The 10857-nt window shown below is 71.2% G+C and carries 7 protein-coding genes and 1 tRNA gene; 2 read left to right on the top strand and 6 right to left on the bottom strand.

The window, feature by feature from the left end; translation table 11 throughout:
- From VNM44_RS08155 to VNM44_RS08140, 4 genes are all read right to left on the bottom strand, one after another.
- On the bottom strand, positions 1-1469 hold a 1469-nt coding region (locus tag VNM44_RS08155; RefSeq protein WP_349258025.1), incomplete at its 3' end, for an aldehyde dehydrogenase family protein.
- Between the two features lie 153 nt (positions 1470-1622).
- Complete coding sequence (locus VNM44_RS08150) at positions 1623-2237, bottom strand: hypothetical protein (RefSeq protein WP_325624823.1); 615 nt, start codon at positions 2235-2237, stop codon at positions 1623-1625.
- A gap of 67 nt (positions 2238-2304) precedes the next feature.
- Positions 2305-4356 (bottom strand): elongation factor G, encoded by a 2052-nt coding sequence (fusA, locus tag VNM44_RS08145; RefSeq protein ID WP_325624821.1) that lies wholly within the window; start codon positions 4354-4356, stop codon positions 2305-2307.
- 63 nt (positions 4357-4419) lie between these two features.
- Positions 4420-7413, bottom strand: a complete 2994-nt coding sequence (locus VNM44_RS08140) for an AAA family ATPase (protein ID WP_325624819.1) — start codon at positions 7411-7413, stop codon at positions 4420-4422.
- Between the two features lie 94 nt (positions 7414-7507).
- Between VNM44_RS08140 and VNM44_RS08135 the strand changes: the two genes are divergently transcribed.
- Positions 7508-9520, top strand: a complete 2013-nt coding sequence (locus tag VNM44_RS08135) for a protein kinase domain-containing protein (RefSeq protein WP_325624813.1) — start codon at positions 7508-7510, stop codon at positions 9518-9520.
- Between the two features lie 12 nt (positions 9521-9532).
- Here VNM44_RS08135 and whiG read toward each other — a convergent pair whose 3' ends face one another.
- Positions 9533-10399, bottom strand: a complete 867-nt coding sequence (gene whiG, locus VNM44_RS08130) for an RNA polymerase sigma factor WhiG (RefSeq protein ID WP_325624809.1) — start codon at positions 10397-10399, stop codon at positions 9533-9535.
- Positions 10400-10591 carry a hypothetical protein gene (locus tag VNM44_RS08125; RefSeq protein WP_325624805.1) on the bottom strand — a complete coding sequence of 64 codons (192 nt, stop codon included), beginning with the start codon at positions 10589-10591 and terminating at the stop codon, positions 10400-10402.
- Between the two features lie 51 nt (positions 10592-10642).
- Between VNM44_RS08125 and VNM44_RS08120 the strand changes: the two genes are divergently transcribed.
- A tRNA-Trp gene (locus VNM44_RS08120) sits at positions 10643-10715 on the top strand.
- Positions 10716-10857: the final 142 nt, after the last annotated feature.

Here is a 10857-nt window from a genome sequence, read left to right as displayed (position 1 = left end):
GCGAGCGGCAGCTCGTCCGTGTAGTTCACCGTCGCGGTCTGGCGGCGCATGTACGCCCGCCACGCGTCCGAGCCGGACTCGCGGCCGCCGCCGGTCTCCTTCTCGCCGCCGAAGGCGCCGCCGATCTCGGCCCCGCTCGGGCCGATGTTGACGTTCGCGATGCCGCAGTCCGAGCCCGCGACGGCGAGGAACCGCTCGGCCTCGCGGAGGTCGGTCGTGAAGATGGACGACGCTAGGCCCTGCGGGACGCCGTTCTGCAGCGCGAAGGCCTCGTCGAGGTCGCGGTACGTGAGGACGTAGAGGATCGGGGCGAAGGTCTCCTGGCGGACGACGCCGGTCTGCGACGGCATCCGCACGATGGTCGGCTCCGCGTACCACGCGTCGGGCCACCGGTCGGCGTGCGCGCGGCCTCCGCCGACGATCACCTCGCCGCCCTCGTCGCGCGCCTGGCCGAGCGCGGCCTCCATCCGGCCGAACGCCTCGCCGGTGACGAGCGGGCCGACGAGCGTCCCTTCCTCACGGGGATCGCCGATCGTCACGGAGCGGTAGGCACTCGCGAGCCGCTCGAGCAGCTCGTCGGCGACGGACTCGTGGACGACCAGCCGCCGCAGCGACGTGCAGCGCTGTCCGGCCGTCCCGACGGCTGCGAACAGCACTGCGCGGACGACGAGGTCGAGGTCGGCGCTCTGCGCGACGATCGCGGCGTTGTTTCCGCCGAGCTCGAGCAGCGATCTGCCGAGCCGTGCGGCAATGCGCGGCGCGATCGCCTTGCCCATCGCGGTCGACCCTGTCGCAGAGACGAGCGGGATGCGCTCGTCGTCGGCGAGCTGCACCGCGCGGTCCGCGCCGCCGATGACGAGCTCGTGGAGCCCCTCGGGGGCGTCGCCGAAGCGCTGCGCCGCGCGTTGCAGCAGCGCGGTCGTGGCGATGGCCGTGAGCGGCGTCCTCTCCGACGGCTTCCAGATCACCGGGTCGCCGCAGACGAGTGCGAGCGCCGCGTTCCAGCTCCACACCGCAACGGGAAAGTTGAAGGCGCTGATCACGGCAACCGGCCCCAGCGGGTGCCAGGTCTCGGTGAGGCGGTGGCCCGGTCGCTCCGAGGCGATCGACTTGCCGTAGAGCTGACGCGAGAGACCGACGGCGAAGTCGCAGATGTCGATCATCTCCTGCACCTCGCCGAGCCCTTCTTGCGCGATCTTGCCGACCTCGAGCGTGACGAGCGCGCCGAGCGCCTCCTTCTCGCGGCGGAGCTCCTCGCCGAGCAGCCGGACGAGCTCGCCGCGCCGCGGCGCCGGCACGTCGCGCCAGGCCTCGAACGCGGCGACGGCGCGGCCGACGGCGGCGGCCGTCTCGGCTTCGCTCGTGCGCGCGACCCGCGCGATCTCGTCGCCCGTGATCGGCGTCGAGACCACGAGATTGCCCTCGCTGACGAGGGCGGGGTCGACACCCAGGCGCTCGAGCAGGTCCATGGCAGACGTCGTCACGGCGGTTGCCATGAAAGCCAGTGTAATGAGGGGGCTGGCAGCGAAGGTGCGTGTCCCCCCGAGGCGCGTGGAGCCCGTATGCGTCGCGGGGTCAGTCCCCTTCGCGGACGCCCTCGGCTGGATCCCTGGGACGGCCCCCTAGACCGTCGCGAGCTCCGGAACGAGCCGGCCCGTCTCGTCGAAACGCGCGTTCCACTGCGCGTAGGCGGGCTCGACCTCGTCGAGGTCGTGCCCTCGATCTGCGATCCGCACCGGCTGGGCCGCGTCGGGCGTGACGCGGTACTGGTACCAGGTGATGTCCCACGCGAAGGTCAGCACCGTCTCCGCGTTGACGCCCGCGAGCGGGACGATCGAGACCTTCGGCTCGCCGAGGCTCTTGGCGACGCCGGCGACGGTGCGCCGGAAGTCGGACTGGTTGAAGAGATCGGCCGCCTCCACGAGCGTGAGCTCGTCGTCGGAGAGGCGGCGCAGGATCGGCTCGGAGACGACCGGCTCGGCCTCCTCGTCGCGCGCGCCGAGCAGTGCCTGCCAGAGCGTCTTCTGCCGGCGTCGCCGCGGGTGCTGCTGCAAGGCCGGCGAGACGGCGTGGCCCTCGCGCACCCAGCCCGAGTCGAGCGCGATCTCGCTGCAGAGCGTGCAGACGTCGACGAACTCGTGGCCGTCCGGCGAGTAGCGGAGCGTCTGCTCCCCCATCAGGAGCGTCCGCTCGCATACCGCGCAGACGCGCGTGACGTTGGCCTTGGTTACCCGCATCGCAGCGGCCACTATAGCCCCGCACCGAGGAATCCACAGCTGTGGACAATGTACGGCGTGGGGCGTGCTACGCGGTCGCCGCCTCGCGTGCCTTCTTCGTCTCGTCGACGATCTTCTGGGCGACGTGCGTCGGCACCTGCTCGTAGCGGAGGAAGTGCATCGCGTAGTCGCCGCGGCCGCCGGTCATCGACGTAAGGGATTGCGAGTACGTGAGGAGCTCGGCCATCGGCACCTCGGCCTTGATCGTCGTCATCCCCGCGGCGGGCTCCATCCCGTTCAGACGGCCGCGGCGCGAGTTGAGGTCGCCGTTGACGGCGCCGACCGCCTCGTCCGGCACCGTCACGTCGAGCTCCATGATCGGCTCCAGGAGGACGGGATCCGCCTTCGCGTACGCCTCCTTGAACGCCATCGAGCCGGCGATCTTGAATGCCATCTCCGACGAGTCGACGTTGTGGTACTGGCCGTCGACGAGCTCGACGCGCACGCCCTGGATCGGCGCTCCGGCGAGCTCGCCGTGCTGCATCGCCTCCTGGATTCCCTTGTCGACGGCGGGCCGGTAGCTGTGCGGGATCACGCCGCCGACGATCTTGTCGACGAACTCGTAGCCCTCGTGGCCCTCGATCGGCTGCAGCACGATCTCGCAGTCACCGAACTGGCCGCGGCCGCCGGTCTGCTTCTTGTAGCGGTGGCGCGCGCGCGACTCCGAGCGGATCGTCTCGAGGTACGGGACGCGCGGCTGGTGGAGCTCGACGTCGACCCCGAAGCGCCGCTTGGCCCGCTCGAGCGCGACCTCGACGTGCATCTGGCTCATTCCCGCGAGGATCTCCTCCCCGGTCTGCTGGTCGCGCCGGAGCCGAAGGGTCGGATCCTCCTCGGCGAGCCGCTTGATCGCCGAGGCGACCTTCTCCTCCTCGCCCTTGATCTTCGGCGTCACCGCGAAGCTCATCACCGGCTCGGGGAAGCCGAACGACGGCGGCTCGACGGCGACCTCCTTGTCGGTCAGCAGGTCGCCGGTCTGGACGTTCTTCAACTTGGCAACCGCACCGAGGTCGCCCTCGCCGAACTCCTTCGCGGGCGTCGTCGTCTTCCCCTGGAGCTGGAGCAGCGAGCCCATGCGCTCCTTCGAGTGCTCGCGGTGGTCGACGAGCGTCGTCTCGGTGGTGACCTCGCCCTTCAGGACGCGGAAGAGGTTGATCTTCCCCGCGAAGGGGTCGGCGACCGTCTTGAACACGAACGCGGCCGTCGAGGCGCCCTCGACCTCGAACGGCGCGCCGCGCTTCGCCGGTGAGGGCACGCCCTCGACGAGGAGGTCGAGCAGCGCGTGCGTGCCGAGGTTCTTCGTCGCGACGGAGCAGCCGACCGGGAAGATCTCACCGCGGGTCACGCCGAGCTTGAGCGCGTCGGCGACGTCGTGCGGGTCGAGCTCCTCGCCCTCCAGGTAGCGCTCCATCAAACCCTCGTCGATCTGCACGACCTCGTCGAGCAGCTTCTCGCGGTACTCCTGCGCGAGGTCGGTCATGGCATCCGGGATCGAGACCGGGTCCGCCTCCTTCTGCCCTTCGGGGTTCATGTACGCGCACATGTGGAGGACGTCGACGATCCCCTCGAGCTCGTGCTCGGTGCCGATCGGGATGTGCACGGCGACGCACTTCGACGAGAACTGCTCCTGGATCTGGCCCAGCGTGCGGAAGAAGTCGGCCCGCTCGCGGTCGAGCATGTTGACGACGAGGACCCGAGCGAGACCGAGCTCCTCCGCCAGCTTCTTGACCCGCGCCGTCCCGACCTCGAAGCCCATCACCGCCGAGACCACGACGAGGGCACCGTCGACGACGCGGAGCGCGCAGCGCGCCTCCCCCTGGAACGACGGGTCGCCGGGGCAGTCGACGAGGTTGATCTTGCGACCCTGCCACTCGGTGTGTGTCAAGGAGAGCGAGATCGAGACGGCGCGCCGCTGCTCGTCCTCGTCCGAGTCCGAGACCGTCGTGCCCGCGTCGATCGTGCCCAACCGATTGACCTCGCCCGTCTGGTAGAGGAGCGCCTCGACGAGGGACGTCTTTCCCGTTCCGCGATGACCGACGACGGCGACGTTCCGGATCTTCCCTGGCTCGATTGCGGCCATGTGCGCGCGCTCCTCCTGGTTCCGTGGGTGCAGCGGCAATGGTAGTCCGGGCCGGGTGCCGGGCTACGGGGAGCCGTCGAGCGCGGCGAGATCGCGGCGATAGCGCGCGGCGATGCGATGGAACCCGCGTGCGGCGTTCACCTCGAAGAGCTCCGTCAGGAGGCGTCGGGCGCCTTCGAGATCGCCCTGCGCCTTTCGTGCCCACGCCTCGTCGTAGCGGTGGTCGAACGCGGGAGACCACATTTCGATCGTCTCGGCCCTCGCCGCCGCCCGCTCGATCAGCGGCTGCGCCTCGGCGCTCTGTCCCAGGAGCGCCCGAGCGTAGCCCTCGGCGAGGTCGAGAGTGATCTGGTCGGCGACGTCGTCCGGCGAGGCGAGCGAGCGCGCCTCCTCGACGAGCTCGAGCGCACGCTCCGGTTCCCTCACCCGGCAGAGCGCGATCGCCCACATCCCGAGCGCGTTTGCATAGAAGAGCCGAGTCCCGAACATCTTCGTCTCCTCGACGCGAGCACGAGCTCCACGCTCCACCTCCCGGTCGTCCCCCTCGACCCACGGGACGACTATGCGCTCGTACATCCGCGCGGTGACCAGGGCGAGTCTCGCTCCAACCTGCTCGAGGAGCTCGATCTCGCGGTCGGCGGCCTCTCGTACTGCATCGATGCCGCCGCGGCCGGATCCGTACTCGACGCGCGCCCGGAACGCGGCGACAGTCGCCTCCAGGAGCGGCCCGGCTGCGGCGGCCGAGCGGTCGAGCTCGTCCAACAGCCGGATCAGGTCGTCGGCCCGGATTCCGCCGAAGACTCCGGTGAGGCAGATTCCGAAGATGACGTCGCGTTGCAGGATCGTGGCGCCCACAGCCGCTATGTGAGCCTGAGCGCGGAGGTACGCCTCGTGGGCGTCGCGGCCGCGGCACGCGCCCCAGTACGCCCACGCGCGTGCATGCTCGGCCCGAGCGAGCCCCATACGGTCTCGCCTTTCTGTGAGCACGGCCTCGGCCTCGTCGAGCCGGGCGAGGAGCTCGTCGAGCGGTCCGTCCGGGGAGTCCCTGACGCGGAGCACGGTTGCGAGTGCCCGATCGCGTTCGTCGCCTCCCTCCAGCTCGACCAGCAAGGCAGCCGTCTCCTCGAACCTCACGTCGTCGCGTTCCTCGATCAGGACGTCCACGAGGTCGGGGATCACACGCCGGCGGTCGCCGCGGTCTTGAAAGAGCGCCAACGCCCGGCGCAACAGGTTTCGAGTCGCGTGTAGGTCACCGCGCGCCGACGCCGCGCGACCTGCCGTCGCCAGACACTCGGCCGCGCGTCGTGCGACCGCGGCGCCGGCCGGGTCTCCCGGGTCGAGCTCCGCGCGGTAGAGCGCAGCCTGCTCGAGGTGGTAGCCGACGATCTCGTCCTGCTCGACGAGCTCCACGTTCGCCTCGAGCCAGTCTGCAAACCGCTCGTGCAGCTCTGCCCGCACGGCCTTCGGTAGCGCCTCGTAGGCCGTGTCGCGAATCAGGAGATGCCGGAAGCGGAACGCGTCGTCGCCGGCGATCACCGCCCGGTCCGGCCGGACCACCTCCTTGCGGACGAGCGAGAGAAGCTGGCCTGGAACATCGACCACCGGCGTCGCCGGAGCGAGCGCCGTCACGGCTCCCCGGTGGAAGACCTGTCCTTCGACCGCGCCGCGCTCGACCACGACGCGCTCGTCGTCGTTCAGCGCGTCGAGTCGCGCCTGCAGCAGCGCCCGGATCGTGGGCGGCACGTCCACGGTGCCGCGCGCCTCGCGCGCGAGGGCCGCCATCTCCTCGAGGAAGAGCGGATTGCCGTCCGCCGTCGTCAGGATGCGCGCCCGAGTGTCGTCGTCCAGCTCGACGTCGGTCAGGAGCCCGTCCGCGAGCAGCCGTGCTTCGTCGTCGGGGAGCGGCTCGAGAAGGACGGACGTGGCGTTCAGCTTGCCGCCGCCCCAACCGGCCTTGACGTCGAGGAGCTCGGGTCGCGCGACGCACAGAAGCAGGATCGGCGCGGCGCGCGACCAGTCGACGACGTGCTCGACGAGGTCGAGCATCGGCTCCTCCGCCCAGTGGAGGTCGTCGATCACGAGCACGAGCGGCCGCTCGCCGGCGCGCTCCTCGAGGAGCGCACGTGTCGCGAGCTGCGTTTCCGCGGGCGACGAGCGGATCGCCTCGGACGGCTCGATCCCGAGCTGCACGAGCATCTCGACGAGCGGCCAGTAGGTGATGCCCTCGCCGTAGGAGAGGGCGCGACCGCGCGCGACGGTCGCCTGGCCGTCCACGTGCTCCAGGAAATCGGCGACGAGGCGCGACTTTCCGATCCCGGCGGGACCGATCAGGCTGAACAGGCGACAGCTGGTCGTCGCGACCACGTCCTCGAAGTCGGAGCGGAGCCGCGCTCGCTCGCGCTCGCGGCCGACCATCGGGCGCTCGAGGCTGCGTGCGACGCCGACCGCGCTCGTATCCAGCTGCAGCAGCCGGTGCGCCGACACGGTGCCGGTCTTGCCCTTCAGCGTGAGCTCGAGCGGCTCGGTCGTGACGGCGTCGCGGACGAGCCGGAGGCTGTCGTCGCCGAGGAGGATCTCGCCCGCGCCGGCGGCCTGCTCGAGCCGTGCGGTGACGTTCACCGCGTCGCCCGTGACCAGCGTGTCGCCTTCGCCCGCGACGACCGCCCCGGTGTTGACGCCGATCCGCGCGTCGAGCCCCAGCTCCTGGACGACGTCTCGCAGCTCCACCGCGGCACGCGTCGCCCGCAGGGCGTCGTCCTCGCTCGCGACCGGGATTCCGAAGACCGCCATCACCGCGTCGCCCACGAACTTCTCCACCCTGCCGCCGTGCCGCTCGAGCACCCCGCGCGCGGTGTCGTAGTAGCGGTTCATCAACGCCCGCAACGCCTCCGGATCCGTCCGCTCCCCGATTGCCGTCGAGCCGGTCAGGTCGCAGAACAGCACCGTCACGACCTTCCGGACCTCGCGGGCGGAGACCGGAGCGAGTGCCGCGCCGCAGCCGGGGCAGAAGACGAAGTCGTCCGGGCTCTCCCGACCGCACTGCCCGCACGTGATCACGCGCCGAGTCTACGACCCCCGCAGGAGCCCGTTAACGATCTCCGAACGAGGCAGGAGTAGCTTCCAGGCCGCCCGGGGGTACTCCCCGGCCCAGGTGCCGCTCGTGCAGGACGTCGACCACATCGTCGCCAACAGGTACCGCCTCCGCGAGCAGCTGGGGCGCGGCGGCATGGGCGTAGTCTGGCGCGCCGGGGACGAGCGGCTCGGCCGCGAGGTCGCGCTCAAGGTGCTCCATCCATGGGTCGCGGACGACCCCGAGCTTCGCCAGCGCTTCGAGCGCGAGGCTGCGGCGCTCGCGCGGCTCGAGCACCCGAACGTCGTCCGCCTCTACGACGTGCTGGAGCACGACGGCCAGACGGTGCTCGTGATCGAGCTCGTCGAGGGCGACGCGCTCGACACGATCATCCGCGGCAGGACGGTCGACTGGGACGAGGCACGCGGGTACTGCGCGCCCGTCGCCGCTGCGCTCGCCCACGCGCACGCGCGTGGCGTCGTCCACCGCGACTTGACGCCGGCGAACATCCTCGTCGAGCGGGGCTCGGGGCGCGTCGTCGTCACCGACTTCGGTCTGGCGCGGCTCGCGCGTTCCTCGCGCACCGCGCCGATCTCGGGCGTGCTCGCCGGGACTCCCGAGTACTGGGCGCCGGAGCAGGCAGCCGGCACTGCGACGGGGCCGACGACCGACCTCTACGCGCTCGGCTGCGTCCTCTTCCGACTGCTCGCCGGGCGGATGCCGTTCGAGGGCGAGGACCGGCTCGCCACCGGCCTCAGGCGAGCCCACGAGGCCGCCCCGTCCCTTGCGGCCGTCGCCCCGGCCACGCCTCCGGAGGCCGCCACGCTGGTCGATCGCCTCCTTGCGCTCCGGCCGGAGATTCGCGGCGACGCCGTCGAGGCGGCGGTCGCGCTCGGCGCGCATCCCGGTTCGCTTCCAGGGGCACGCCCGGCCCCGCTTCCCGACAAGCCGGATGCCTTGCCGGCCGCCGCCACGCTCGTCACGCGCGTCCTGCGGGAGCCGGCGACGATCGTGCAGGCGTCGGCGACGATCGCGCGCGCGCCGGCGACGATCGTCAACCAGGTCCGCTCGCACACCGCCTTCCACCGGGGCAGGCTCGTCGCCGCCGTCGCGGCGCTCGTCGTCGCGCTCGGCCTGGCGGGCGGGGGCGTCTACGCGGTCGCAGGCGACGATCCGTCCGGCGTGAGCGCGCCCGACGTCGTCGGTATGCGCGTCAAGGGCGCAACCGCCGTGGTGACGAAGCGAGCGAAGGACGACGGCCTTCCGGTCCCCAAGCTGAAGGTGGTCGACCGCTCGTACTCGGAGTCCGCGCCGGCGGGTGCGATCATCGCGCAGGACCCGCCCGAGGGAAAGCGGATCCCGGACAACGGCGCACTCCTCGTCTCCGTGAGCAGGGGCAGCGCGTATGCCGACGTCCCGTCCGTCGCCGGCCTCGAAGGCGCGGCCGCGTTCAAGCTGCTCGAGCGGAACGGCTATACGCCGTCGCGGCGGTACGCGCCATCGATGGAGATCGAGGCCTGGCACGCCGTCCAGACCGACCCCGACGCGGGCACGCGCGTGAAGCGCCCGGCGCACGTGCAGCTCGTCCTCTCGACCGGTCCCCCGAAGCGGCTCGTCCCGAGCGTCGACGGGCTCGATGCCGAGGCAGCCGCCGCCGCCCTGCGCGAGGCAGGGTTCTCGCCCGCCGTCGAGGAGAAGCCGGAGACGAGCGTCGACCCGGGCACGATCCTCGATGTCACTCCGACGCCGGGCTCACGCACACCGCTCGGCTCGACCGTGACGATCGTCGTGGCGCGCGAGCCACGCTGGGAGACGGAGTCGCAGGTCGAGTCGACGGAGGACGCGGCCGGCCAGACGATGTCGATCCCGGCGGGCGGACGGCTCGTCCTCACGACCGAGGACACCTCACCGCTCGGCCTCTGGGGCGGCAAGCTCGACGTGGAGTGGTCGGGTGACGAGGAAGGACGAACGAAGCTTCGGGCCGGCGAGTCGGTGATTCTCGCGGACCTCTCCGACCACGACCGCACCGTGACCGTCGGCATCGACGTCAAGGGCGCGACGCACTGGCGCCTCGCCGTCGAGGTCCAGCAGTAGAAACGGGCGGCGCTACGCGTCCGCGGTCTGACGCACGCCTCCGGAGAGGCGCGCCTTGAGACGGAGCACCGCCTTCGTGTGGAGCTGCGAGACGCGTGACTCGGTCACGCCGAGCACCTCCCCGATCTCGCGCAGCGTCAGCTCCTCGTAGTAGTAGAGCGTGACGACGAGCTTCTCGCGCTCGGGCAGGCGCGCGATCGCCTCGGCGAGCGCCTCGTTGAGCTCCGTCTGCTCGAGCGAGAACTCCGGGTCGGCGCCCGCCGGGTCCTCGATCGTGTCGATGAGGGCGACCTGGTCACCGCCGCCCTGCGGGCTCCAGAGCTCGTCGAGCGCGGCCATCGACGAGCGGGAGATATCGGACAGGCTCTTCTCGAGCTCGTCCTCGGAGATACCGACCTTGGCGGCGATCTCGTCGTCGGTCGGCGCGCGCATCAGGCTGCGCTCCAGCTCGACGATCGCGCGCTCGATCTCGCGCGCACGCGCCCGCACCGAGCGCGGCACCCAGTCGAGCGAGCGAAGCTCGTCGATGATCGCACCCTTGATGCGGGCGATCGCGTACGTCTCGAACTTGATCTCGCGATCCGGGTCGAAGCGTTCGATCGCCCCGATCAGCCCGAGGAGGCCGTACGAGACGAGGTCCTGCTCGTCGACGTGCGAGGGCAGGCTCGAGCCGAGACGTCCGGCGACGAACTTGACGAGTGGCGCATAGGTCAGGATCAGGCGATCGCGGACCGCCTGGTCACGCGTGGCGCGGTAGTCCTGCCACAGCGCCTGCGTGTCCCCCCCGGAAATCGTGTTCATCCGCTGCCAGGCGTCCGTCGAGAAGAGTGGGGTGCCGCGGCCACCAGACCAGAATACGACGTGGGTCTGCTGTCTCATCTATCGATCGGCCAGATTCCCCTGTCGTCTTGGCCAGACTCTGCGCGCCAGATCCCCCATCCAGAGCGCAATCGCGCCCGCACCGAGCGCCACGACCCACGCGCGACCGCCGGAGAGCGCGGCCCACACGGCGACGAGGGCGAGCGACAGGGCAATCGCTGAGAACAGCCCGGCGAGCGCGTAGCGCTGCATCGTGGGCAAACAGTGTCACAGGAGGTCGGCGGTACACTCCCGACGCAGCCCAGGGGCGTGGCGCAATTGGTAGCGCACCGGTCTCCAAAACCGGGGGTTGCAGGTTCGAGTCCTGTCGCCCCTGCTGGATCCAGGCCCGTCGCCGCTGCGGTAGCGTCGCGGGCGATGCGTATCTCCGGAGTGCGAATCGGCCCCGAGTACGCCCGCGCTCTCGTCCAGATCGTCGACGGCGCGGGCTTCGACGGCACCGCGGCCAGGCTCGCGCA

Source organism: Gaiella sp. (assembly GCF_035558935.1).
Lineage (GTDB): Bacteria > Actinomycetota > Thermoleophilia > Gaiellales > Gaiellaceae > Gaiella.
Note: the sequence above shows the minus strand (reverse complement) of the source record. Positions and strands in the feature narration are given on the sequence as shown.

Bases quoted from the DNA above. Each gene is read 5' to 3' on its own strand.
- VNM44_RS08150 (WP_325624823.1), bottom strand. From the start codon at position 2,237: ATGCGGGTAACCAAGGCCAACGTCACGCGCGTCTGCGCGGTATGCGAG.
- fusA (WP_325624821.1), bottom strand. From the start codon at position 4,356: ATGGCCGCAATCGAGCCAGGGAAGATCCGGAACGTCGCCGTCGTCGGT.
- whiG (WP_325624809.1), bottom strand. From the start codon at position 10,399: ATGAGACAGCAGACCCACGTCGTATTCTGGTCTGGTGGCCGCGGCACC.
- VNM44_RS08125 (WP_325624805.1), bottom strand. From the start codon at position 10,591: ATGCAGCGCTACGCGCTCGCCGGGCTGTTCTCAGCGATTGCCCTGTCG.